The 23,414-nt window shown below is 65.0% G+C and carries 24 protein-coding genes and 1 tRNA gene; 7 read left to right on the top strand and 18 right to left on the bottom strand.

Annotation, left to right across the window (positions count from 1 at the left end; translation table 11 throughout):
* Positions 1–16: 16 nt before the first annotated feature.
* The 6 genes from htpG to ffh all read right to left on the bottom strand — a co-directional run bounded on the left by htpG (position 17) and on the right by ffh (position 5,682).
* On the bottom strand, positions 17–1,900 hold the full coding sequence (gene htpG, locus AAGA68_22255) for a molecular chaperone HtpG (protein MEM9387793.1): 1,884 nt from the start codon (positions 1,898–1,900) through the stop codon (positions 17–19).
* Between the two features lie 185 nt (positions 1,901–2,085).
* The gene (gene rplS, locus AAGA68_22250) at positions 2,086–2,430 is read right to left on the bottom strand and encodes a 50S ribosomal protein L19 (GenBank protein MEM9387792.1); all 345 of its coding nucleotides are present in this window, start codon (positions 2,428–2,430) and stop codon (positions 2,086–2,088) included.
* Between the two features lie 106 nt (positions 2,431–2,536).
* Positions 2,537–3,289 carry a tRNA (guanosine(37)-N1)-methyltransferase TrmD gene (gene trmD, locus AAGA68_22245; protein ID MEM9387791.1) on the bottom strand — a complete coding sequence of 251 codons (753 nt, stop codon included), beginning with the start codon at positions 3,287–3,289 and terminating at the stop codon, positions 2,537–2,539.
* A gap of 38 nt (positions 3,290–3,327) precedes the next feature.
* Positions 3,328–3,864 (bottom strand): ribosome maturation factor RimM, encoded by a 537-nt coding sequence (rimM, locus tag AAGA68_22240; protein MEM9387790.1) that lies wholly within the window; start codon positions 3,862–3,864, stop codon positions 3,328–3,330.
* 30 nt (positions 3,865–3,894) lie between these two features.
* Positions 3,895–4,182 (bottom strand): 30S ribosomal protein S16, encoded by a 288-nt coding sequence (gene rpsP, locus AAGA68_22235; GenBank protein MEM9387789.1) that lies wholly within the window; start codon positions 4,180–4,182, stop codon positions 3,895–3,897.
* Between the two features lie 141 nt (positions 4,183–4,323).
* Entirely contained in the window at positions 4,324–5,682 is a 1,359-nt protein-coding gene (gene ffh, locus AAGA68_22230) for a signal recognition particle protein (GenBank protein MEM9387788.1), read from the bottom strand.
* 138 nt (positions 5,683–5,820) lie between these two features.
* Here ffh and ccsA point away from each other — a divergent pair, with 138 nt between their 5' ends.
* Both ccsA and AAGA68_22220 read left to right on the top strand, forming a co-directional pair.
* A complete protein-coding gene (ccsA, locus tag AAGA68_22225) occupies positions 5,821–6,654 on the top strand; it encodes a cytochrome c biogenesis protein CcsA (protein MEM9387787.1) in 834 nt (277 codons plus the stop codon).
* A 105-nt stretch (positions 6,655–6,759) separates the two neighbouring features.
* A complete protein-coding gene (locus tag AAGA68_22220) occupies positions 6,760–8,073 on the top strand; it encodes an HlyC/CorC family transporter (GenBank protein ID MEM9387786.1) in 1,314 nt (437 codons plus the stop codon).
* 23 nt (positions 8,074–8,096) lie between these two features.
* Here the strand turns inward: AAGA68_22220 and radA are convergent, their stop codons facing one another.
* Positions 8,097–9,464 carry a DNA repair protein RadA gene (radA, locus tag AAGA68_22215; GenBank protein MEM9387785.1) on the bottom strand — a complete coding sequence of 456 codons (1,368 nt, stop codon included), beginning with the start codon at positions 9,462–9,464 and terminating at the stop codon, positions 8,097–8,099.
* A 291-nt stretch (positions 9,465–9,755) separates the two neighbouring features.
* On the opposite strand from radA, the gene AAGA68_22210 reads away from it, so the two are divergent.
* Positions 9,756–10,580 carry a Stp1/IreP family PP2C-type Ser/Thr phosphatase gene (locus AAGA68_22210; GenBank protein ID MEM9387784.1) on the top strand — a complete coding sequence of 275 codons (825 nt, stop codon included), beginning with the start codon at positions 9,756–9,758 and terminating at the stop codon, positions 10,578–10,580.
* A 16-nt stretch (positions 10,581–10,596) separates the two neighbouring features.
* Positions 10,597–11,502 (top strand): FHA domain-containing protein, encoded by a 906-nt coding sequence (locus tag AAGA68_22205; protein ID MEM9387783.1) that lies wholly within the window; start codon positions 10,597–10,599, stop codon positions 11,500–11,502.
* A gap of 40 nt (positions 11,503–11,542) precedes the next feature.
* On the opposite strand, the gene dnaB is transcribed toward AAGA68_22205, so the two are convergent.
* From dnaB to rnr, 7 genes are all read right to left on the bottom strand, one after another.
* Positions 11,543–12,943, bottom strand: a complete 1,401-nt coding sequence (gene dnaB, locus AAGA68_22200; GenBank protein MEM9387782.1) for a replicative DNA helicase — start codon at positions 12,941–12,943, stop codon at positions 11,543–11,545.
* Between the two features lie 25 nt (positions 12,944–12,968).
* On the bottom strand, positions 12,969–13,421 hold the full coding sequence (rplI, locus tag AAGA68_22195) for a 50S ribosomal protein L9 (protein MEM9387781.1): 453 nt from the start codon (positions 13,419–13,421) through the stop codon (positions 12,969–12,971).
* 64 nt (positions 13,422–13,485) lie between these two features.
* Positions 13,486–14,304, bottom strand: a complete 819-nt coding sequence (locus AAGA68_22190; protein ID MEM9387780.1) for a hypothetical protein — start codon at positions 14,302–14,304, stop codon at positions 13,486–13,488.
* Positions 14,305–14,448: 144 nt separating this feature from the next.
* Positions 14,449–14,673 (bottom strand): 30S ribosomal protein S18, encoded by a 225-nt coding sequence (rpsR, locus tag AAGA68_22185; GenBank protein MEM9387779.1) that lies wholly within the window; start codon positions 14,671–14,673, stop codon positions 14,449–14,451.
* A gap of 62 nt (positions 14,674–14,735) precedes the next feature.
* Complete coding sequence (rpsF, locus tag AAGA68_22180) at positions 14,736–15,212, bottom strand: 30S ribosomal protein S6 (GenBank protein MEM9387778.1); 477 nt, start codon at positions 15,210–15,212, stop codon at positions 14,736–14,738.
* A gap of 212 nt (positions 15,213–15,424) precedes the next feature.
* Positions 15,425–16,222, bottom strand: coding sequence for a 23S rRNA (guanosine(2251)-2'-O)-methyltransferase RlmB (rlmB, locus tag AAGA68_22175; protein MEM9387777.1), 798 nt, complete (start codon positions 16,220–16,222; stop codon positions 15,425–15,427).
* 32 nt (positions 16,223–16,254) lie between these two features.
* Positions 16,255–18,543 carry a ribonuclease R gene (rnr, locus tag AAGA68_22170; GenBank protein MEM9387776.1) on the bottom strand — a complete coding sequence of 763 codons (2,289 nt, stop codon included), beginning with the start codon at positions 18,541–18,543 and terminating at the stop codon, positions 16,255–16,257.
* A 189-nt stretch (positions 18,544–18,732) separates the two neighbouring features.
* Between rnr and AAGA68_22165 the strand changes: the two genes are divergently transcribed.
* Positions 18,733–18,819: transfer RNA gene (locus AAGA68_22165), tRNA-Leu, on the top strand.
* On the opposite strand, the gene AAGA68_22160 is transcribed toward AAGA68_22165, so the two are convergent.
* The 3 genes from AAGA68_22160 to AAGA68_22150 form a co-directional block, all read right to left on the bottom strand.
* A complete protein-coding gene (locus tag AAGA68_22160) occupies positions 18,798–19,688 on the bottom strand; it encodes a hypothetical protein (protein ID MEM9387775.1) in 891 nt (296 codons plus the stop codon). The genes AAGA68_22165 and AAGA68_22160 overlap by 22 nt on opposite strands.
* Positions 19,681–20,676, bottom strand: a complete 996-nt coding sequence (locus AAGA68_22155; protein MEM9387774.1) for a DnaJ C-terminal domain-containing protein — start codon at positions 20,674–20,676, stop codon at positions 19,681–19,683. The genes AAGA68_22160 and AAGA68_22155 overlap by 8 nt, the downstream gene beginning before the upstream one ends.
* Positions 20,677–20,785: 109 nt before the next feature.
* On the bottom strand, positions 20,786–21,712 hold the full coding sequence (locus tag AAGA68_22150) for a LysR family transcriptional regulator (protein ID MEM9387773.1): 927 nt from the start codon (positions 21,710–21,712) through the stop codon (positions 20,786–20,788).
* 144 nt (positions 21,713–21,856) lie between these two features.
* Between AAGA68_22150 and AAGA68_22145 the strand changes: the two genes are divergently transcribed.
* Entirely contained in the window at positions 21,857–22,561 is a 705-nt protein-coding gene (locus tag AAGA68_22145) for a pirin family protein (GenBank protein MEM9387772.1), read from the top strand.
* 60 nt (positions 22,562–22,621) lie between these two features.
* Here the strand turns inward: AAGA68_22145 and AAGA68_22140 are convergent, their stop codons facing one another.
* Entirely contained in the window at positions 22,622–22,981 is a 360-nt protein-coding gene (locus tag AAGA68_22140) for a metalloregulator ArsR/SmtB family transcription factor (protein MEM9387771.1), read from the bottom strand.
* A 247-nt stretch (positions 22,982–23,228) separates the two neighbouring features.
* Between AAGA68_22140 and AAGA68_22135 the strand changes: the two genes are divergently transcribed.
* Positions 23,229–23,414 (top strand): hypothetical protein (locus tag AAGA68_22135; GenBank protein ID MEM9387770.1); only part of this gene is annotated, 186 nt, incomplete at its 3' end.

Below are 23,414 nucleotides of genomic sequence, written 5' to 3'. Positions count from 1 at the left end.
GTGCGCGCTCCGTCGCTCATGCGAGGGTCACCAGCAGCTCGTTGAGCCGCTTCACGAAGCCCTGGGGATCGGTCAATTGATCGCCCTCCGCCAGCAGCGCCTGGTCCAGGAGCACGTTCGCCCATTGAGCGAAGCGCGCCTTATCCTCCTCATGGCGCGCCCTTAGCACCACAGGATGCGCGGGGTTGAGCTCTAGGATCGGCTTGCTCTGCGGCACCTCCTGGCCCGCATCGCGAAGCATTCGCTCAAGGCGACCACCGAGCGCGCCCTCCGGCGTGACCACGCACGAGGGCGAGTCCGTCAGGCGTTGGGAGACGCGCACCGACTCCACCCGCTCGCGCAGGATCGACTCAACCCGGGCAACGAACTCCTTGTGCTCCTCTTCGATCGCCTCCTGCGCCTTCTTCTCATCGTCCGTCGCCTCGCCCAGGGGTACCTCACCGCGGTTGATTGAGCGCAGCTCGTGACCTTCGAACTCCGTCAGGTGGCCGACCACCCATTCGTCTACGCGATCGTGCAGCAACAGCACCTCGAGGCCCTTCTCGCGGAACATCTCTAGGTGTGGGCTGGCAGAGGCCGAGGCGTAGCTATCGGCAGTGATGTAGTAGATGTGCTCCTGCCCACCCTTCAGGCGCGAGACGTAGTCCGCGAGGCTCACGGTCTGCGCCGCGCCCTCGTTCTGCGTGGACGCGAAGCGCAGGAGCTTGGCGAGGGTCTCGCGGTTGCCTGCATCCTCCGCCGTACCTTCCTTCAGCACGTTGCCGAAGGTGTTCCAGAAGGTCTGGTAGTCCTCCGACTCCTTCGCGGCCATGTCCTCGAGCAGGACGAGCACCTTGCGCGTGCAGCCGCCGCGGATACTGTCGACCACCTTGTTCGACTGCAGTAGCTCGCGCGAGACATTCAGGGGCAGATCGTTCGAGTCGATCAGGCCGCGCACGAAGCGCAGGTAGCGCGGCATCAGCTGCTGCGCATCGTCCATGATGAATACGCGCTGCACGTACAACTTCACCCCACGCTGGCGCTCGATATCGTTGAGGTCGAAGGGCGGGCGTTTGGGCACGTAGAGCAGCGCCGTGTAGTCCAGGCGGCCCTCGACGCGGTGGTGGGTCCAAGCCTGGGGGTCATCGAAGTCGTGAGAGACGTGCTTGTAGAAGGCCTTGTATTCGTCGTCCGTAATGTCCTTGCGGGGACGCGCCCACAGGGCAGAGGCCTGGTTGACGGTCTCGAGCTCGTCCTCGACCGGCTTGCCTTCCTTCTCCACCGGCATCTGCACGGGCAGGCCGATGTGATCGGCGTACTTGGTGAGGATGTTGCGCAAGGTGAAGCCGTTCAGAAGATCGCGATGGTCTTCCTTCAGGTGCAGCGTGATCGCCGTGCCGCGGCCGGCCTTCTCGATGCTCTCCACGGAGAACTCGCCCGTGCCGTCGGACACCCAGCGCACACCCTCCTCGGACGAGGCGCCGGCGCGACGGGTCTCCACCTCCACCGAGTCGGCCACCACGAAGGCCGAATAGAAGCCCACGCCGAACTGGCCGATTAGGCTCGCATCCTTCGCCGCATCCCCACTCATCTGCTCGAGGAAGCGTCGGGTGCCGGAGCGGGCGATCGTGCCCAGGTTCTCGATCACCTCCTCGCGCGACATCCCGATGCCATTGTCGGCGATGGTCAGCGACTCACCCTCAGGCTCGTAGGTGATGGTGACGCGAAGCTCCGGATCGTCCTCGAACAGCCCGTCTTGCGTCAGCGCCTCGAAGCGCAGCTTGTCGCAAGCATCGGAGGCGTTCGAGACCAACTCTCGGAGAAACACTTCGCGATTGGAGTAGAGCGAATGAATCATCAGGTGCAGCAGCTGCTGCACCTCGGTCTGGAAGGCGTGGGTTTCGCGGTTTTGCTCTGTCATAGGTCGATCGGCTTACTCGGTGCTTGAGAGAAATCGCAGGACGGCCTGCCTACACCGCGGATCGTACCAACGCTGCACCGCGTGAAAGGCAGGGCTGGGAATTTTTCGCCGCGTCCGATGAAGAAGATGCGGACGCTGGCCAGAAAGACGCGGCCGCCAGCGAGGGTGCCAGCGGCCGCTCGGTGTCAGACCTTTTCCTTGATTCGAGCAGCCTTGCCGGTGCGACCGCGCAAATAGTAGAGCTTGGCGCGACGCACATCGCCGCGACGCTTCACCTTGATGGACTCGATCGCCGGGCTGTGAGTCTGGAACACACGCTCCACGCCCTCGCCGTGGGAGATCTTGCGCACCGTGAAGGAGGAGTTCAGGCCGCGGTTCTTCACCGCGATGACCACACCCTCGTAGGCCTGGAGGCGCTCGCGATTGCCCTCCTTCACCTTCACCTGCACGACAACCGTGTCGCCAGGGGCGAAAGCGGGAACGTCAGTCTTTAGCTGCTCTTTCTCGAGCTGTTCGATGATATTGCTCACGGCGCACCTCTAACCCTCATCAATCTCGAACCTTTCAAGCCCGCAGGCGGGCGGTTCGGCGTTTGTAAATGCCTCCGTTGCGCGCACCCGCGTGCGTCGCACGGTCCTAGGCCTGCTCGGCCTGGTATTCACTCAGCAGCTGGCGATCCTCATCGCTCAGCGTCAATCCTTGCAGCAGCTCCGGCCGCCGCGCCCAGGTGCGCCCCAGCGCCTGCTTGCGGCGCCAGCGCTCGATCGCCGCGTGGTTACCACCTAGAAGCACCTCGGGCACTGCCACTTCGCCATCGCCAAGATCCACCGCCTCCGGGCGCGTGTAGTGGGGCCAATCGAGTAGCCCATCCACGAACGAGTCGCTGCCCGCCGATGCGGCGTTGCCGAGGGCGCCCGGCAACAGGCGGGCTACCGCGTCGATCAACACCATCGCTGCCAACTCGCCGCCGCTCAGCACGTAGTCGCCGATCGACAGCTCCTCATCCACCTCCACGTCCAGCAAACGCTGGTCGACGCCCTCGTAGCGCCCGCTTACCAGCACCAGCGCCGGCTCTCGCGCCAATCGCACGGCGACCTCGTGCGTCAGCGGTTGTCCCGCCGCGCCGAGATAAATCGTCTTCGGTCTCTGCCCGCCTACGCGGCGCCTCGCTTGCGCTATCGCCGTGCGTAGGGGCTCAACCCGCATCACCATGCCGGGCCCGCCGCCGTAAGGCCTGTCGTCCACTGTGCGATGCACGTCGGTGGCGAAGGCCCGCGGGTCCACCGTGTCCACCGACACGAGGCCTCGCTCGACGGCGCGACCGAGCACACCGTGCTCGCTTACGGCCAACACCAGCCCCTCGAAGAGGGTGACTACGCAGACCTTCATGTCGTCGTCGCCTTCACCCGTTCGCGGCGCGCTCGCTGCTAGAAATCCTCTCCCCAGTCCACCAGGATGCGGCGCTCGGCCTCATCCACCCCGTGTACCACGGGGCCGCGAACGAAGGGGATGAGTCGTTCGCGAGTGCCCGACACGACCATCACGTCCTGGGCACCGTTGTCCATCACGTCGCGCAGCTTACCGAGCACCAGATCCTCAAGGTTGCGCACCTCGAAGCCCATCAGGTCTGCCCAGTACCAGCCGTCCGACGGCACGGGCAGCTCGCTCCGCGGCACCACCACCTGAGCGCCAGTCAGCGCCGCCGCGGCGTCCCGATCGGCAACGCCCTCGAGGCGACCGATGAGGCGCTCGCTGTGCCAGCGCCACTCGGCGAGGCGGGCCTCGCTCGAACCGGTGGCCGCGCCGGGGCTCGGCAGCAGCAAACGCCAATTCGCGTAGTGAACGAGGTTCTCGGCCGGTTCCGTGAAGGACCGAAGCTTCACCCAGCCGCGAACCCCGTGGGCCCCGGCCAGCTCCCCCACCACCAGCGGCTCGTCGGCGCTGGGTGTGGCGTCACTCCCCACGGAGCCATCCTCTCCTTGGGAGATCGAGATTTAGGCGGCGGGCTCGGCCGGCGCAGCTCCCATCTCGGCAGCGGAGGTCTTGCGCCACTGCTTGAGGAGCTTGGTCACGCGCTCAGAAGGCTGAGCGCCCTGGCCGATCCAGTATTCGGCGCGCTCGAGATTGACGCGCAGGGACTCAGCGTTGCCGCGGGCCACTGGGTTGAAGAAGCCGAGGCGCTCGATGTAGCGGCCGTCACGGCGGCTGCGGCTGTCGGTCACGATGATGTGGTAGAACGGACGCTTCTTGGCGCCGGTTCGCGTGAGGCGGATGCTGACCATTTCTTAGGTAGGTCCTTGCGAGTCAGGTATTCGGTTGGAAGCTGGGCACGCAGGAAGATGCGTGACGAGCCGACTGTAAACCCGCCATTCTACCCAAAAGTCTTGCGATTGCTAGCTCTCAGTGCGCTGCGTGCGCGAGCCTCAGGGCATCATTCCCGGCGGCAAGCGACCGGCCATGCCACGCATCATTTTCTTCATATTGCCGCCGGCCATTTTCTTCATCATTTTCTGCATTTGCGTGTACTGCTTGAGAAGTCGGTTCACATCTTGCACTTGCAATCCGGAGCCGGCGGCAATCCGCCGCTTGCGGGAGCTGTCGATGAGCTTAGGGAAGCGCCTTTCCCGCTCCGTCATAGCGTTGATGATGGCGATCTGGCGGCGGATCTGCTTGTCATCCACCTGCGCCTTGGCTGCCTCGGGAATCTTTCCCGCGCCCGGCAGCTTGTCGAGCAGGGCTGCCATGCCGCCCATGCTCTGCATTTGTTGAAGTTGATCTCGCAAGTCACTGAAATCGAAACCCTTACCCTTGCTAACCTTGCGTGCCAGCTTGGCCGCTTTTCGCTTGTCGACCTTCTCCTGAACCTCCTCGACCAGCGTGAGCACGTCGCCCATGCCGAGAATGCGCGAGGCCATGCGGTCGGGATGGAAGGGCTCGAAGGCGTCGCTTTTCTCACCGAGTCCGATGAATTTGATCGGCTTACCCGTGATCTCGCGCACCGATAGGGCAGCACCGCCTCGAGCATCGCCGTCGGCCTTGGTCAGCACTACCCCGGTCAACGGCAAGGCGTCGTCGAAGGCTTTGGCCGATTTCACTGCGTCTTGACCGGCCATGGCGTCGACCACGAAAAGTGTTTCCTGCGGTGAGGCAGCGGCGTGCACGCGCTGCACCTCCGCCATGAGGCCCTCATCCACGTGCAGCCGACCGGCCGTGTCGACGATCAGCACGTCGACGACCGCACGCCGCGCCGCATCGAGAGCTCGCTCGACGATCTCAACCGGGTCGTCCGAGGCCTCACTAGGCACGAACCCAGCGCCCACCTGACTGGCCACGGTCTCTAGCTGGGCGATGGCAGCCGGACGGTAGACGTCCACACTCACCACCGTCACCTTTTTCCTTTCCTTCTCGATGAGCCGCCGCGCTAGCTTGCCAGCCGTCGTGGTCTTGCCGGCACCCTGTAGGCCAGCGAGAAGGACGACGACTGGGGGCTGAGCCCGCAGATCGAGTGCCTGATTGCCCCCGCCCATGATCTGCACGAGCTCGTCGTGGACGATCTTCACCAAGGCCTGTCCGGGCTTGAGGCTGCGCGCGACTTCCTCGCCCACGGCCCGCTCGCGCACGTGGTCGATGAAGCGCTTGACCACGGGCAGAGCGACGTCGGCCTCGAGCAACGCCATACGAACGGAGCGTAAGGCGTCTTTGATGTTGTCGTCGGTGAGACGGCCCTTGCCGCGCAGGCCATCAAGGGCAGTTGTGAGACGGTTGCTGAGGTTGTCGAACACGGGCAAGGGCCTCGCCGGGCAACAGGGTAAAGCCTCGTAGTTTACTATGCAGCCTTGGCCATCGGGGACGCAGCCAGCCAGGCACCCGCCCCGATCGCATCGCCAAGTTACCAGCCCGACCAGGAGGATCCCGCCGCCGTGACCGCCCTCGCCGCCCTGCTGGTGCTGCCCGCCTACGCGGTAGCCTCGATCCTCACCTGGCGCCAGCTGCGCCCGGGCACCGCAGCGGCAGAAGGGGAAGCAGCGGGCCTAGCCGCATCCATGCCCCTTATCGCCGCGGCACTGGGTTTGCTTCTGCACGCGATCCTGCTGGCCCGTGCTACCTCCAGCCACGGCGCCCTGAGTGTCACCGATACGCTGTCCCTGACAGGCGTGCTGATGGCTGCTGTGGGCCTATGGCTACTCACCCGGCCAGGCCTGCGTGGGCTCGCCGTGATGCTTCTGCCCCTGGCGGGGCTCATGGCCCTGGCCACGGGCTGGGCAGGCGATGCCACGACCTCCCAGGCTTACGCTTGGACAACCCGCACCCACATCGCCCTTTCCCTAGTGGCCTGGACCACACTGACCCTAGGCGCCGGCCTATCGATCCTGATGGCAATTCAGCACCAGCGCCTGCGCACTCGGCGCCTCGGCGGGGGCCTCGGCGGCATCACCAACCTCCTTCCGCCGCTCGATGTTACCGAGCGAGCGCTGTTCTCCACCATCACCATCGGCTTTCTGCTGCTCAGCCTCTCGATCCTCAGCGGCATCATGTTTATCGAGAACGTGTTCGCTCAGCATCTGGCGCACAAGACGGTGCTGTCTATCGTAGCCTGGCTGACCTTCGGCATCCTGCTGCTCGGCCGCTGGCGCTTCGGCTGGCGCGGCCACGTGGCCCTCGGCTGGACCATCGGCGGCTACCTCAGCCTAGCCCTCGCCTACTTTGGCAGCCGCATCATCCTCGAGTTTCTGCTCCACCAGCGCTGGGGCTAGGGACCGGCGATAACCTGCGTCACGCGAGGCGAACGCGACGCTTGAGTCCGGGCCACGCGAGCCCGTACCCTGTTATTCATTGCAGTTGACGAGGGCACCCCCAGCTTGGGTACCGAAGAGTGGAGGCTGGCGATCGCGGTCGCATCGTTGGTCGTCCTGCTGATCCTGTCAGCGTTGTTCTCCGGCACGGAGACGGCGCTCATGAGTGTCAACCGCTACCGCTTGCGCCACAACGCACGCAACGGCAACCGCGCGGCTGCCCTGGCGGAGAAACTGCTCGCCAGACCCGACCGCCTGATCGGACTGATTCTGCTCGGCAACAACGCGGTGAACTTCAGCGCCTCCGCCCTAGTCACCCTCATCGCCCAGGAGCTCGGCGGGTCCGGCGGCGTAGCGATTGGCATCGCCGCCTTCACGCTGACGGTGCTGATCTTTGCCGAGGTGGCGCCGAAGACGCTAGCGGCGATCCACCCCGAACGCTTGGCCCTGCCCGCGGCCTTCGTCTACTACCCGCTACTGCGCATCAGCTACCCCCTGGTGTGGCTGATCAATCTGTTCGCTAACTCGCTCCTACGCCTGGTGGGCGTGAGCTTCCCGGATGAAGGGGCCCTGAAGAAGTTCTCACGCGATGAGCTGCGCACGGTACTGGCTGAGTCGAGCGGCATGATCCCCTCCCAGCACCAAACGATGCTGCTCAGCATCCTCGACCTAGAGCAGATGACCGTGGACGACATCATGGTGCCGCGGAACGAGATCGTCGGCATCGACCTCAGCGACGACTGGCCAGCCATCCTCGAGCAGATCCGCGATGCACACCACACGCGCTTCCCCGTCTGGCAGGACTCAGTGGACAACGTCGTCGGCATGCTCCATCTGCGCCGCCTGCTGCGCGCCAGTGCCAATGCGGAGCTGAGCAAGGAGCTGGTTCGTGAGGTCGTGGACGAGGTCTACTACGTGCCCGAGGGGACTTCCCTCAACCGCCAGCTGATCAACTTCCAAAACTCCCGCCGCCGCCTCGGCCTGGTGGTGGACGAGTACGGCGACATCCTCGGCATGGTGACGCTGCAGGACATCCTCGAGGAGATCGTCGGGGAGTTCTCCGCGGATGGTGCCACCCTGCCGAAGGACGTACGCGACGCAGGCGATGGCACCTACGTGGTCAACTGCGTTGCGACGATCCGCTCCCTGAACCGGAGCATGAAGTGGCAGCTTCCAACGGACGGACCGAAAACGCTCAACGGTCTGATCCTCGAGACCCTAGAGACGATCCCACCTCCCGGTACCGAACTGGAACTCGCCGGCTACGCCCTGAAGATCATGCAAACCTCGGGCAGCGCAGTGAAAACCGTGCGCGTCTCCCCACCATCCGTGCCCACCGCACCGGCACCTGCCGAGGCGACAGCAGACGCGCAGGATTAGACCGACAGAGCGACCGCAAACCGCTAGAACAGCGCCTCCAGCGCCTCCTCCAGCCTGCCAGCGGGCACGATCCTAAGACCGTCGATAGCCCCTGCCGCCCCCCGCGGGGCGTTATCCTTGGGCACGATCGCTCGGGTGAAGCCGTGCTTGGCAGCCGCCATCAGGCGCTCCTCCCCAAAGGGCACCGGACGGATCTCGCCCGCTAGCCCAAGCTCCCCGAGCAGTACCGTGCCGGCGGCCAGCGCCTGATCGCGCAGGCTCGAGAGCACCGCCGCCACCGCGGCCAGGTCCGCCGCGGTCTCGGCCACACGCAAACCGCCGACGATGTTCACGAATACGTCTTGGTCGTGGCACACCACCCCTGCGTGCCGATGCATTACGGCCAACAGCATCGCCAACCGCTGCTGATCGAAACCGACCGCGAGGCGCCGCGGGTTACCGTGAGACGCACCGTCGACAAGTGCCTGCACCTCGCCGAGCAGCGGGCGACTCCCCTCCCGGGTCACGAATACGGCGCTGCCGGCGACGGGCTCCGCGTGGCGTGATAGGAAGATGGCTGACGGGTTGCGCACCTGGCGAAGGCCTTGCTCCGTCATGGCGAAGACGCCGATTTCGTTCGCCGCACCGAAACGATTCTTGACCGCGCGCACGATGCGATAGCGGCTCCCGGCATCGCTTTCAAAATAAAGCACCGTATCCACCATGTGCTCGAGCACGCGAGGCCCTGCGATGTGCCCTTCCTTGGTGACATGACCGACCAGAAACACCGCCGTACCAGTCTGTTTGGCGAAGCGCACCAGTGCGGCCGTGGTCTCTCGCAGCTGCGCCACGGCGCCGGGTGCCGACTGCAGGGCTTCGCTGTGCATGGTCTGGATCGAATCGACCACCAACACCTTGGGCCGATGGTCTCGGGCTGTGGCCAGGATGCGTTCGACGGCAGTCTCCGCCAGCAGGCCGAGCTCCTCGGCAGCCAACCCCAAGCGCCGCGCGCGAAGACTCACTTGGCGCAGCGACTCCTCGCCGGTCACGTAGATCACCCGCGAGTTGGCGTTCAGGGAGGCGCTCGCCTGCAACAGCAAGGTGGACTTGCCGATGCCGGGATCGCCGCCGATCAGCACCACCGACCCCGCCACGACACCGCCGCCGAGCACCCGATCGAGTTCATCGAGTCCGCTCGGCCAGCGTGCCTCCGCCTCGTCGGTGACCTCGCGCAGCAACTGTGGGGCCTCCCCCGCGTAACCCACCGCTACCTGGCGCGCCGGTCCACCGGTCGCCGGACGCTGCTGCTCCGTGAGCGTGTTCCAAGCCCCACAGGAAGGGCACTGCCCCTGCCATTTCGGGGCGCTCGCGCCGCAACTGTCGCATACGTAGTGGGTCTTCGATTTAGCCATGGGGTGGATGGTACGCGAGCCTCGATGGAGGCGTGGCACCCGCCGACCAGGGCGCCTAAGCCCTCCTGCCCCAGCAAAACGTGACGGAGCGCTCGGACAAAAATTTCCGCGATGGTAGGCTGGCCACGCTAGGTGGGTCTGGGTCCTGCGGCAGGCGATCTTGGGACGCCAGGGAGGCGACCAGGCGCGCGCCCAGCTCCCGCCTGACGGGGCGTGAACTCGCGCACAGGCGGGCGCCTGTGGGACGTGAGATCTAGAACTTACGGGGTTGACCATCAAGGCTTCCGGCACATGACGCTTCAGGGAAAGATCGAACACATCGCGCTCACCGATACCGGACGTGTACGCGAGCACAACGAGGATGCGATCGGTTACGACATCGATCTTGGCCTCTTCGTGCTTGCCGACGGTATGGGTGGGTACAACGCCGGAGAAGTGGCCAGCAGCATCGCCGTCAAGACCACCGTCGACCTGGTCCAGAACACCATGCCGCAGGATCGCCGCGGCGACCTCGATCCCCACACGGGTCTCATGCTCCAGAGCATCACCCTGCGCGACGCCGTGCGGCGCGCGAACAAGATCATCCACCAGACGGCACGCAGCCAAGAAGAGTGCGCCGGCATGGGCACCACCATCGTAAGCTGCCTCATGTACGACAACCGTCTGTCCGTCGCCCACGTGGGCGACTCGCGCCTATACCGCGTGCGCCAGAACCGCTTCGAGCAACTCACCCAGGACCACTCCCTCCTGCAGGAGCTGGTGGATCGTGGCGTGGTGGAGCGCGAGGAAGCAGAGCGCAAGCTCAAGCGCAACTACGTCACCCGCGCCCTTGGCGTGGAACCCGACATCGAAGTCGCCATCATGGAAGTCGATGCCCAGCCCGACGACATTTTCGTGCTGTGCTCCGACGGCCTGAGCGATATGGTGGAGGACGATGACATACACTTAACCATAAGCACCTTTCACACGGACCTAGGGATGGTCGGGCGACAGCTCGTACAGCTGTCCAACGACAACGGGGGTCGCGACAACGTGTCGGTGCTGATGGTCAGAGTTCTTAAGCCGTTCCCGGCTAACCGGGGATTGCTCAGCAAAGTCGTCAACTGGTTCGGCTGATAGGGAAGCGAAAGCTATGGCAAGACTGGTCCTCTGCCTCGACGGGCGCGAACTCGCCGAGTACAACATGACCAAAGAGCGCTACACGGTCGGTCGCCTTCCAGACAACGACATTCGTCTGGACCACCCGGGCGTGAGCGGTCACCACGCGTTGGTCATCAATATTCTTGACGACTCCTTCCTGGAAGACCTCAACAGCACCAACGGCACCACCGTGAACGGACGGCGGATCGCCAAGCACCCGCTGCAGCACGACGACGTGGTGCGCATTGGCCGCCATGAGCTGCGCTTCATCGACGAGCACGAAGAGGAGCTGGATTCGGACGAGTTCGAGCGCACCATGGTGTTGAACACCATGGTGGACTCGCCGGCCAACGTGGAAGCGCTTGTCAAGCGCGCCGTCGCCGACTCAGCGTCCACCGAAAAGCCAACGCCGAAGGCCCCGGTCGCCCCGGCGCCGTCCGTGCCACCCGCAGCCGCTGCGGCGGCGCGAAACGCGGCCCGTGCCCTGGTTGACGACCTCGACGATGACCCGACCGCGCGCGCGCGCCAGCGCATGCCCGAGCGTAAGCCAGCGGCCGCGAGCGAGCTGGATGCGAGCGCGCCGCCGCGCCGTCGCTCGGAAGATCGCCGCGCGGCCCCAGCCGCTCTGCCTCTGGGCAAGATCCAGGTGTTGAGCGGATCCTTCGCCGGCAAGGAACTGGAGCTAAAGAAGGCGATCACCACCCTCGGGCGCCCCGGCATTCAAGTGGCTGCCATCTCGCGAAGAGCCGAGGGCTACTTCATCGTGCACGTCGAAAGCGGCAAGGCGAACGACTTCCCCCTGCTGAATGGGGAGCCCATAGGACCGCAGGCCCACGAGCTGCAGGACCGCGACGTGGTGCAATTGGCGGGGGTGAAGATGGGGTTCTTCTTGGTCTAGAGGATTCGGGCCGCTAGGCCTCGCCCCTGAAGAAAGGCGGCTAGAAGGGACTCTCGAAGCCGCTGCCGTCGTCGCCCCCGTCAGCACCGTAGTCGGCCTCGGGGCTGTAGTTCTCAAAGCGCGTGTACTCGCCGAGAAAGGTCAGGGGAAAGTCACCCACGGGGCCGTTACGCTGCTTGGCGATGATGATGTCCGCGATGCCCTTGCGCGTGGTGTCCTTCTCGTACACCTCCTCGCGGTAGATAAAGCAGATCAGGTCCGCGTCCTGCTCGATCGCTCCGGACTCTCGCAGGTCCGACATTTGCGGGCGTTTCACTTGGCGCTGCTCGACGGATCGATTGAGCTGCGACAAGGCGATCACCGGCACCGACAGCTCCTTCGCCAGCGCCTTCAAGCCGCGTGAGATTTCGGAGATCTCGGTCGCCCGGTTCTCGGCGGCAGCACTCGTGCCCTGCATCAGCTGCAGGTAGTCCACCACGATCAACCCGAGCCCATGCTCTCGCGCCATGCGCCGTGCACGGGCCCGCAGCTCCGTAGGCGTGAGGGCAGGGGTCTCGTCAATGAACAGCGGTGCCTTCGCCATCTGTTCGATCGCCAGGGTGATCCGCGGCCAATCCTCATCGGCAAAGGACCCGTTGCGCAGGCGTCCGTGATTGACCCGGCCTAAGGAAGATATGAGGCGAAAGGCCAGCGATTCCGCCGACATTTCCATACTGAACACGGCGGCATTGACCTTCGCGTGCAGCGCTGCGTGCTCGGCGATATTCACGGCGAAGCTGGTCTTACCCATCGACGGTCGGCCGGCTATGATGATGAGGTCCCCTGCCTGCAGGCCCGAGGTCATGTTGTCCATTTCCGTAAAGCCGGTGGACAGGCCCGTGATCTGATCCGTGGAGCGATGCAGCTCCTCTAGCGCATCGACCGTGTTGCGAACGAACTCCTTCAGCGGGCGCAGGCCCGAGACCGTACGCCGCCCCTGCTCGGCAATCTGGAAGACGAGCCGCTCTGCCTCATCGATGAGCTCGGCGGGCGCCCGTCCCTCCGTGTCGTAGGCACAACCAGCGATCTGACCGCCCACCTCGATCAGCTGACGCAGCACGGAGCGGTCGCGCACGATAGCGGCGTAAGCGGCGATGTTGCTCGCGCTTGGGGTGTCCTGGGTAAGCTGACCGAGGTAGGCGAGGCCTCCGGTTTGCTCAGCGAGGCCCTGGGCGTCGAGGTACTCGGCCAGGGTGACGGCGTCCGCGGGGCGATCGGATTCGATCAGTTCGCTGAAGCCGCGGAAGATCAGCTGGTGGTCGCGACGGTAGAAATCGCCTTCCGAAAGGGTTTCCGCAACGGACTCCCAGGCACCGTTGTCGAGCAGCAAACCGCCGAGAACCGAGCGCTCTGCTTCGACCGAGTTCGGCGGCACTCGCAGGCCGCCGGCACTGCTGCTCACCGCCGTGGCACTCCGCGGGTGAACCTCAGTCCTCTTCCGCCACCACCGTCACGGTGATGGTGACGTCTACGTCCGTGTGCAGGTGTAGCTCCACTTCGTGGTCACCTACTGCGCGCAAGGGCCCATCGGCCATGCGCACTTCCTGACGCTCCACGTCGACGCCAGCGCGGGTGCACGCGTCCGCGATGTCGGCTGGACCGATCGAGCCGAACAACTTGCCTTCCGAGCCAGCCTTTGCCGGCAAGGTCACGGCGAGGCCCTCGAGCTTCTCAGCACGGCCCTTCGCCGCGCCGAGGGCGGCAGCTGCCTTAGCTTCCAGATCAGCCCGGATCTTCTCGAACTTCTCGATGTTCTCGGCCGTTGCCGTCGCAGCCTTGCCCTGGGGCAGCAGGAAATTGCGGCCGTAGCCCGCGCGGACGTTGACCCGATCACCGATGTCGCCGAGATTCTCGACCTTCTCAAGCAGAATGAGCTCCATTGTTCCAAGCCTCTCTCGTTGTGACCAACCGCCGCCGAGGGCTCCCCGGTGCCGGCCGTAATCTCTAGCGCTGCACTCGCCAGCGTTGGCGCAGCTGCAGCCAGTTGTCGATGAACCCTATGCCGACCAACAAGGGCAGGGTCACCATGATCGCAAGCAACATGCCGGCGTATAGGGCTACCGCCCACATGCCGGCGAAGCCGCGCCCCTCCATCCAAGCGTTCGCCACCGCTAGGCCCTGCAGCGCGAAGCCGACGCCGAGCACGATCACCGCATTCGCGATGTAGATCGACCCCGGCAAAAGCAGCGCTACGAGCATAAGGCCGGCGCTGACCGTGGCAACGCCCTTACCCATCGCCAGGCTCGCGAAGCCCCAGTGCTCCTCCTGCGGCCTACCGCTGCGCTCGCCGTGGTGGGCAGCGAACAACGCTGCCGCGACGAACAGGGCGTACGCGGCCGCGAATATCCCCGTGGACAAGCGCGCATCCTCAGGCGGCACATCGCGGCTGAGCCAGTAGCCGTAGGGATCAGCGAGCAGGAACACCAAGCCCATCACCCCAAGGCCGAGGAGCAACAGGACCTGCAGGCCCATCGTCAGCGATCGTGTCTGCCTGACCACGCTTGCACTCACCAGCGCGGGTGCCCACAACAAGACTCGAGTAAGCAGGTCTGGGTGCGCCACGCCCGGCTCCACCCGTTGCATGACATACGAAACGACCGCCACGGCTAGCACGCCGGTCAGGCTCAACTGCAGGCCGCGGCCAAAGCCGCTTCGCAGCGTAGCTAGGGCGAGGATCGCGGTGCCTGCAATCGCTGAGAGCAGCGCGAGCCACTGCCCCGTTTGGTCCGGTACCACCGCCATCAGCACGAAAGTCAGCGGCACGCGCCAACCTTTTGCTAGCAGCCACTCTGCTATCGCCTTCATGTCAGCGGTGGCACGACCGGCCGATACGACCGTCAGGCGACGCTACCCCGTGCCCGACGCTCGCAGAAGCAGCGCCGGTGCCCAGTGAGGTCACCGCCGTGATCAGTGCCTATCAGTGTAGGGCAGAAGGGCGAGATAGCGTGCCCGCTTGACCGCCACCGCGAGCTGACGCTGATAGCGCGTTTTGGTGCCCGTGATGCGGCTCGGCACAATCTTGCCGCTCTCGCCGATGTAGCCCTTCAGCGTGTTGAGATCCTTGTAGTCGATCTCTTTCACGCCCTCGGCGGTGAACTTACAGAACTTGCGGCGTCGGAAGAAACGCGCCATGGGAATCCCTCCAGGTCAGTGGGGCGTGCGCGACTGCGCGGCCTACGCCCTCGAAAGTTGGTTCAGTCGGTGCTGTCCGCGTCCGCCTCGTCCGCGTCGCCCGCCGGCGCTGCTTCCTCGGCCGTTGCCTCCTCACGGCGGGGCGCGGGCGCGTCTCCGTCACCCTCCCGGCTACCGCGTTCCGGACGATCCCGACGGCGCTCGCGGCCGTCCTTCTCCTCGTCCTTGCGCATCATCGGCGAGGGCTCGGTCACGGCCTCTTCGCGATTTAGCACCAGATGGCGCAACACGGCGTCGTTGAAGCGGAAGGCAGAGACGATCTCATCGAGCGTCGCCTTCTCGCATTCCACGTTCAGCAGCACGTAGTGTGCTTTGTGAACCTTATTGATTGGGAAGGCGAGCTGGCGCCGGCCCCAATCCTCCTGACGGTGGATGGTGCCACCGGCTCCCTCGATGATGGAGCGGTAGCGTTCGAGCATGGCAGGCACCTGCTCGCTCTGATCCGGATGGACCAGAAAAACGATCTCGTAATGTCGCAAGAGTGTCTCCTCACGGACTGACGGCCTCCCCGTTTGGGTGAGGCAAGGAGTGTCCCGGGCTGGTCCCGGGAAGCCGGCGGATGATACGCGCCCCTCCCGGTGCTCACAAGCGCCCCGGTCTACGGGTCATCACCTAGGGCTCAACGCCCTCGCCTCGGTAAGTTTTAAGAATATATAAAACAAGGGCTTAAGAACTTTTTATGATACTTAATCTAGAAACTGGTAGCCCCGTTTCGTTGCCTGACTGCTTCGAACAGGCAAACACCTGCCGCGACTGAGACGTTGAGACTCTCCACGACGCCGGCCATCGGCAGCTGCACCAACTGGTCACAGGCCTGCGCGGTGAGCCGGCGCAGCCCCCTCGCCTCTCCACCCATCACGATCGCCGTGGGCCCCTGAAGATCAGCTCGCCACAAGGGCTCCGAGGCTTGATCGGAGGTACCGACGAGGCGCACCCCCGCCTCACTGAGCTGGCCGAGTGCGCGCGCCAGATTAGTCACGGTCACCAACGGGGTCGACTCCGCCGCCCCGCAGGCGACTTTGCGGACGGTCGGCGAGAGGCCGGCGGCGCGGTCGCGGGGCACGATAACAGCGTTGACACCCGCCGCATTGGCCGAGCGTAGGCAAGCTCCCAAGTTATGCGGATCTTGCACGCCGTCGAGCACGAGAAGTAGGGCCGGGTGCTCGCCATCGTGTTGGCGCAGCTCGGCGGCGAGCGCGTCCAAGGGGAGCGTGGGTCGCTCCACGTAGCAGGCGATCACGCCCTGGTGTCGGCCCCGCACGCGTCGGTCTAGCTCCGAACGCGGCACCGAATCAACCCTCACCCCGACCTGCGATGCCAGGGCGATCACCTCGCGCAAGCGCTCATCTTCTCGGCCAGTCTGCACTAGCAGGCGACTGATCAGCCCAGCTGCCGCCTCACCTTGCGCTTCCAACAGGTGACGCACGGCGTGCAGACCGAACACGACGTCGGCATCGACCGCCGCGCCGCCGCGCCGCTCACGACGCAGATGCCGCGCATGGCGGTTTCGCTCGCGCTCACTCACCGCCCGCGCGCGCCGCGTCGACGCTTGCCGCGCCCTCGCGTCGATGAGCGCCCGCCGCCCTCCACGAGCTCGAAGTCGATGCGCCGCGCTTCCATGTCCACTTTGGCTACCTGCACCCGAAGGCGATCCGCCAAGCTGTAGGTCATGCCAGAGCTGCGCCCGACCAGGCGGTGCAACTCTGGCTGATGCACGAAGTAGTCTTGGCCAAGCGCGGTCACGTGCACTAGGCCCTCGACCCGCGAGTCCGCCAGCTGCACGAACACGCCGAAGTTGGTGACCCCGGTAACGACCGCATCGAAGTGATCCCCCACGTGGTCCGCCATGAGCTCGCACTTCAACCAGTCCATCACCTCCCGCGTGGCTTCGTCGGCGCGCCTTTCGGTGGCAGAGCAGTGTTTGCCGAGCTGCTCCATGCGCTGGCGGTCGTAGGCGAAGTCCCGCGCCTTTCCTCCGCGCAGTACGTGACGAATGCCGCGGTGGACCAACAGGTCGGGATAGCGGCGAATCGGTGAGGTGAAGTGAGCGTAGTCCGCCAGGGCCAATCCGAAATGCCCGTCGGAGATCGGGTGGTAGATGGCTAGCGACATAGAACGCAACACCACGGTCTCGATCAGCTCCGCGTCTTCCCTACCGCGGGCCTGCTCAAGGAGGCGGCGCAGGTCACCGGGCTTGAGCTTCGAGGTGCTGGCCAACCGTAGGTTCACGGAACGCAGGAACTCGCGCAGCGACTCGATGCGATCTTCATCCGGCACATCGTGGCGACGGTAAAGGGCGGGGATACGGTGGCGCTTCAGAAACTTCGCAGCCTGCACGTTGGCGGCGATCATCGCCTCTTCGATGAGCTTGTGCGCATCGTTCCGCTCAGCCACAGCGAAGCCCGTGATTCGCCCCTGATCATCGAGTTCCGCGCGTAGCTGAGGCATGTCGAAGTCGATCGCTCCGCGACGACGGCGCGCTTTGGCCATCACGCGGTACATCGCATGCAGCGCCTGCACGTTGCTCCGCACGTGCGGTTCGAGGGCGCTCTGCGCCTTTCGATCGCCGCCGAGCGCCGCGCCAACTTGGGTGTAAGTGAGGCGCGCATGGGAGCGAATCACGGCCTCGGAGAACTTCGCCCGCGTGACCTTACCCTCCGCGCTGATCCGCATGTCGCAGACCATGGCGAGGCGATCCACCTTTGGCTTCAACGAGCAGAGCTCGTTCGACAGCGCTTCCGGCAACATCGGCACCACCCGGTCGGGGAAATACACGGACGTCCCACGCTCGTGAGCCTCCTCATCGAGGGCGCTGCCCGGCAGGACGTAGTGCGACACATCAGCTATCGCGACAATAAGCTGAAAACCGCTCTTGGTGGCCTTGCAGTACACCGCATCGTCGAAGTCGCGCGCGTCCTCCCCATCGATCGTGACTAAGGGCAGTTCGCGCATATCCTCCCGCCCTCGCTTCGCCGTGCTCGGCACGCGCTTGGGGAGCTTGGCGGCCTGCGCGGCTACGGCGCCAGGCCAATCCCACGGCAGACCATGACTGCGCATGGCAATCTCCGTGGCTAATCCCGGCTTGTCGGGGCTGCCGAGCACCTCGACCACACGGCCGATCGCCTCCGCCTCGGCCGTGGGCGGCGAGGTGATTTGCGCCACCACCATCTCGTGGTCCCGCGCCTTGGCGGCCGCGCCCTTTGGGATGATGATGCGGTGGGTGAGACGCGGGTTGTCTGGGATGACAAAGCCAACGCCATGCTCGCGCACGAGGCGCCCCGGGACCAGCGTATTCGCGTGCTCGAGTACTTCGGCGATTGCTCCATCCGGTCGCCCGCGGCGGTCGAAGCCGCGCACGCGCACGGCGGCCCGATCTCCGTGCATGACCTCGCGCATCTGCCGCGACGAGAGGTAGATGTCGTCGCTGCCATCGTCCGGAACGAGGAAACCGTAACCATCGCGGTGGCCGCTTACGCGGCCGGTGACCAGAGGAATCAAATCCACCAGGCAGTACTCGTCGCGACGATTACAAATAATCTGGGCGTCGCGCGTCATCGCTCGCAGGCGGGTCTTGAGCGCATGACGGCGCGACTGGCCCTTCACCTGCAGCTCCCCGGTGAGGGCGGCGAAGCTCATCGGTGCCGCGTAGTCGCGAAGCACTTCGAGGATGAGCTCTCGACTTGGGATAGGCTCGTCGTAGCGTGCTTGCTCGCGCGCGAAGTTGGGATCTCGCTCCTGCCAGCCACCCTTACTGATGCTGCTCGTCGTCGCGCGCTTCTTTGAGATCTTTTTCTTTTTCTTGTTCGCCAAATGGTCCTCCTGCCGCGGCCATTGCTAGCGCCGGGCGAATTGACTAGATGTACAGGGGATGCGATCGCCTCGCGACAATCGGCGTGGGCCACGGACTAGGCCCTGGCCCGTACGGTGCGATTGACAAGCTTACACGTCGCCACTATCTTTCTCGATCTTCCCGCGCCGGCCAGCCGTGCCCGCGGGCGGGCCGAGGTGGCGGAATTGGTAGACGCGCTGGCTTCAGGTGCCAGTGGGGGCAACCCCGTGGAGGTTCAAGTCCTCTCCTCGGCACCACTCCTCCGGGGGGGCAAAGCACGCTCTCCCAGTGCTCGGCGAAGCGTCTCCACCAGCACCAGCATCCGCCCTATCGGCATCGGCACGATCGCCTCGATGATCGCTCGCGCTTGCGCTTGCCCCTTCGGGTCCGATAGCACCGTGAGCGCGCTAGCGCCCTGCGCCAACCGCCCGCCCTCAGTGCGCACAGCGTCCGCGGCCAGGTCAGCAGCCTCACGCAGCGAACCGTCCTGCTCAGCATCGGCGAACGCCTCAAGCCAAAGCCCGAGGAATCCTGGCCAATGGGCGAGCTGGCGAGGCAGACTCACCTGAACCTCCTCCGTTCGTGGGTCCCTGCCGAGGCAACTTACCTGACGAACCTGTTCGGCCGTAGCGGGCGACATCTCGCCCATCGCTAGAAGCGATGGCAAAGGCTCGTCATCGACTTCGCGCAGAGAGACCCGCTCCACCCGCGCACCCAACCACGCTGAAGGCGCTTGCCCCCCAACGGGCATGACTTGAAGGGCGGAGAATGTGACCGCGTTGATCAAGTTCGCTCGAGCATAGCTGACGACAGTCCGCACGATCTGTCGCTCCGCCATCTCTGAGACGCCGTTTACTCGCAGATCGCACGCGCTGATCGTGCGCACGGACGGTAGCACCAAGGTGTTCCTGAGGCGCTCTGCAGCCCGTGCAGCACGCCCGTTGCCATGCAGCGGCTTCACACTGCCCCACGCCCAAGGCAAAGCGCCAGGCACGGCGGCGAGAGCGCGCCACACCAGGTTAACCAGGGGAGCCTCTAGCGTGCGGCGGATATCCGCATAGATCGCCGCAATCTCCCCGCGTGCCTGCGCTTCGCCGATACTCGGGAAGGGATCACCCTCAGCCATCGCTGGCCTGTTCCGGCGCCTCAAAGCTGTCGCGGAAGCGCTCCCAAGCCGCTCGCTGCTCCGGTTCGCGCGCGGGCGGGAGCTCCACCTTGATCACAGCGTAGAGATCGCCGGGTGTTTTCGATGGCAGTCCCTTGCCGCGCAGGCGCAGCCGGCGACCGGCTTGAGACCCCTCGGGGATACGCAGGTCTATCGCTCCAGTGGGCGTGCGCACCGCCGCCGTGCCGCCGAGCGCGGCCACCCACGGCGCCACGGGTACCTCGACCAGCACATCGCTGCCCTCGACTCTCCACAAGGGATGGTCGCGAAAGACCACCTCGAGCAAGAGATCCCCGGCTGGCCCACCGCCGAGCCCCCTCTGCCCTTGGCCAGCCAAGCGAATCTGTTGACCCTCACGAATCCCCTTTGGCACGCGCACGCTCAAGGTGCGCCCTCCGCCGCTTGGGCTACCGCTCACGGTGATCTGCCGCGTGCTACCTGCGTAGGCATCCTCGATATCGATGTGCACCCGCGCCTGCGCGTCCTCCCCCCGCCGAGCGTGCTGGGTGCGCTCGAAGGGCCCACCACCAGCGCCACCGAAGGGACCCGCGCGGCCAGCCCCGAAACCGCGGCGAAAGCCGCCAGCCTGGCCGGCACCCGCCTGAAACCCACCGCCGCCAAACAGGGAGCGGAAGAAGTCCGAAAACTCGGCACCGCCGGCAGCACCCGGACCAGCGCCGCCACCGAACATCTGCTCCCAACCCGGTGGCGGGCGGAACTCTTGGCCGGGGCGATAACTCGGCCCGAGCGTATCGTAGGCCTCGCGCTTGTGCGGATCCTTGAGTACTTCGTACGCCTCACCGACCTCCTTGAAGCGTTGTTCCGCATCGGGATGGTCGCTCTTGTCCGGGTGATACTTGCCCGCTAGCTTGCGATACGCCTTCTTGATGTCATCCGCGCTGGCGTCGCGGGCAACGCCCATGATGGCGTAGTAGTCCTTGTACTGCATGGGTGCCCCCTCGCGTGTTCACCAATGCCCCGAGCGCCCATCTGAGAGGGGCTCGCCGCGGGACACAAATCCAAAGATGTGCAGGAAATGGTGCCACAGGAGAGCGATTTCAATCCCCCTGCGCGATAGCCGCGCCATCCTCGTCCAGCGAAGCAAAATGCTCGTGCATGAATTTCACGAACAGGCGCGTTCGTGCGGATAGGTGGCGATTAGGCGGATACAGCAAGGTCAGGGCGATCGGCGCGGCTGAGTAATCCCGAAGCACTGCCTGCAGGCGGCCGTCGGCAAGCTCCTCTGGCGCAACGAAGGTGGGCAGCAAGGCGAGGCCCAAACCGCCCACGGCCGCATCGCGTAACACCTCGGCGTTGTTCGCACACAGCACGCCGTTGACCCGTACGTCCTCCCAAGGTGCCCCTTCGCGGCGCAGACGCCACACGTTTCCCGTCGGTAGGTTACCGTAGTGCAGGCACGGCAGCGCCGCCAGTGATGACAAGCACTCGGGTCTCCCATGCTCAGCAATAAAGGCAGGTGAGGCACAGATCAGGCGCCTAATGGGAACGATCGTATGCTCTATCAACGAGGGCAAGTCGCTGGGCTCGGCAATGCGTACGGTCATGTCGAAGCCTTCGGCGACCGGATCGACGAATCGGTCACTTAGGGACAGCTGAACCCGAACCTTTGGGTACTCGCGCATGAAGCTCGCCAGCGCCGGTCCCAGGTAACGGATGCCGAAGGACATCGGCGCGTTGATGCGCATCTCCCCCTGAGGCACCTCGTGATCGGCCCGGAGCGCTTGTTCTGCCTCGTTCAGATCAGCTAGCACGGACTTCACACGGTCGTAGAAAGCCTGGCCGGACGGCGTTAGGGCGACGGCCCGGGTGGTGCGATTGAACAGATGCACTTCGAGCGCATCCTCAAGATGGATCACCGTACGATTGACCTGCGAGCGCGACAGCCCTAACGCACGCGCTGCCGCGGCGAAGTTGCCGTGCTCCACGACGGCGACAAATGCCTTCAGCGCCGAGAACTTGTCCATGGATACCTCCCAGCGCGATTGTCGCAGAATGCGCGACGGTGAGGGGCTGCGCGGCGTCATTGTTCCAGGCTATCGGGCCCCCACTTCCGTGGAGCGAGCGCGGCATTGGTGTCCCGTGCCGTTCAATACAGCAGGAGGCAAGAGATGATCGACGTTCGACGTTCCGAGGCGCGTGGCGGCGGGGACCATGGCTGGCTGCAAACCCAACACAGCTTCTCCTTCGCCCACTACTACGACCCCAAGTACATGGGGTTCGGACCGCTGCGCGTCATCAATGAGGACCACATTGCCCCGGGCGCCGGCTTTCCCACTCACAGCCACCGCGACATGGAGATCATCACGTACGTCGTCAAAGGCGCCCTCGAGCACAGGGACAGCCTAGGGTCCGGGTCCGTAATACGACCCGGCGACGTCCAGCGCATGACGGCTGGGACGGGCATCTCTCACAGCGAGTTCAATCACTCGCAGGAGCAGCCGGTGCACATGCTGCAGATCTGGATCATGCCCGAGCGTGAGCGCCTATCGCCGAGCTACGAGGAACGTCACTTCGCTGACGAGGAGCTAGCCGGTGCCCTACGCCTAGTGGCCAGTCGTGAAGGGCACGAGGGGAGCGTCAGCCTGAGTCAGGACGTCAACCTCTACGCCGGCAAGCTGATGGAGGGCGACGATGGATCTCTCGTGGTGGGTGCGGATCGCCTGCTGTGGGTGCAGATCGTGAGCGGCACGGTAGAGGTCAATGGCGAGCTGCTCAAGGCGGGAGACGGCGCGGCTCTACGCGATGAGCGGAGCCTCGCCTACGGCGCTATCGCCGATTCGCCCGAATTGTTGGTCTTCGACATGGCCCCCTAAGGGCCCCCAGCTATCCTGGTGGTGACGACGACTGGCGTCGTCACCCCTTCACCTATCGGATCAAACAGGTTGGTACAGGGCGGGCGACGGCGCAGGACTGTCCATCGCCTGCTTGACCGGCTGCCAAATCTGCTCTTCCCCGCCGCACGCCTCCTGCATCAGGAACGTCAGCAACCTGCTGACCTCGCCGAAATGCGCGCGATACACGATGCTGCGCCCCTTTCGCTCGCGCGAGACCAGGCCCGCCATAAGCAAGGCCTGCAGGTGGGTGGACAGGGTGTTCGGCCGGGCGCCTACGCGCTGAGCGATCTCTCCGGCGGCAAGGCCGTCGCTGCCCGCGCTGATCAACAGGCGAAACACCGACAAGCGCGTCTGCTGGGCTAGCGCGGACAGGGCCGCAAGAGCGCGTTCCTCATTCATAACTTCCGTCCATCTGTTCGAGTCAGTGGGAACTATGCGGCGGCGCCGAAGCGACTGGCAGGTCGGCTCCATCGGCGACGGTGCTTGCGACCACTCGGTCGAAGCGCACGCGGAGCGCGCCGCATCCTCAGATCAAGGTGGTCCGAGAGCGCCTTACGGTTACACGCAGGTCGAATCGATCTTGGGAGGGCGCGCCGAAGACGCTTATGTCGCTGTGGAACGACTGCGCAGAGGTAACGGGGCGCTAGTGGACCGCTTGGTATATAGGGTAACGCTCAGTCTGCGCAGGGGCAGCGTCAGCAAGGCGCGTCGCGCAGCCAATGGCATCGCCATTGGCAAGCGATGCAACGCCGCGGACGCTGCCCCTGGGCAGACCCGACGGGCGAGTAGCACGGGCGCCCTCGCCGCGTTAGTCAAATGCAGCCCGAGCGCG

It is taken from the genome of Pseudomonadota bacterium, from assembly GCA_039193195.1.
In the GTDB taxonomy this organism is placed as follows: domain Bacteria; phylum Pseudomonadota; class Gammaproteobacteria; order Steroidobacterales; family JBCBZW01; genus JBCBZW01.
The sequence above is the reverse complement of the archived record's forward strand: the minus strand, read 5'-3'. Positions and strand labels throughout refer to the sequence as shown.

What these genes read in the sequence shown, in the direction of transcription:
- rpsR (MEM9387779.1), bottom strand. Translation starts at nt 14,673, where the DNA reads ATGGCGCGTTTCTTCCGACGCCGCAAGTTCTGTAAGTTCACCGCCGAG.
- AAGA68_22140 (MEM9387771.1), bottom strand. Translation starts at nt 22,981, where the DNA reads ATGAATGAGGAACGCGCTCTTGCGGCCCTGTCCGCGCTAGCCCAGCAG.
- AAGA68_22205 (MEM9387783.1), top strand. Translation starts at nt 10,597, where the DNA reads ATGGCAAGACTGGTCCTCTGCCTCGACGGGCGCGAACTCGCCGAGTAC.
- AAGA68_22210 (MEM9387784.1), top strand. Translation starts at nt 9,756, where the DNA reads ATGACGCTTCAGGGAAAGATCGAACACATCGCGCTCACCGATACCGGA.
- rplI (MEM9387781.1), bottom strand. Translation starts at nt 13,421, where the DNA reads ATGGAGCTCATTCTGCTTGAGAAGGTCGAGAATCTCGGCGACATCGGT.
- radA (MEM9387785.1), bottom strand. Translation starts at nt 9,464, where the DNA reads ATGGCTAAATCGAAGACCCACTACGTATGCGACAGTTGCGGCGCGAGC.
- AAGA68_22150 (MEM9387773.1), bottom strand. Translation starts at nt 21,712, where the DNA reads ATGGACAAGTTCTCGGCGCTGAAGGCATTTGTCGCCGTCGTGGAGCAC.
- AAGA68_22155 (MEM9387774.1), bottom strand. Translation starts at nt 20,676, where the DNA reads ATGCAGTACAAGGACTACTACGCCATCATGGGCGTTGCCCGCGACGCC.
- rpsP (MEM9387789.1), bottom strand. Translation starts at nt 4,182, where the DNA reads ATGGTCAGCATCCGCCTCACGCGAACCGGCGCCAAGAAGCGTCCGTTC.
- trmD (MEM9387791.1), bottom strand. Translation starts at nt 3,289, where the DNA reads ATGAAGGTCTGCGTAGTCACCCTCTTCGAGGGGCTGGTGTTGGCCGTA.
- AAGA68_22160 (MEM9387775.1), bottom strand. Translation starts at nt 19,688, where the DNA reads ATGGCTGAGGGTGATCCCTTCCCGAGTATCGGCGAAGCGCAGGCACGC.
- AAGA68_22145 (MEM9387772.1), top strand. Translation starts at nt 21,857, where the DNA reads ATGATCGACGTTCGACGTTCCGAGGCGCGTGGCGGCGGGGACCATGGC.
- htpG (MEM9387793.1), bottom strand. Translation starts at nt 1,900, where the DNA reads ATGACAGAGCAAAACCGCGAAACCCACGCCTTCCAGACCGAGGTGCAG.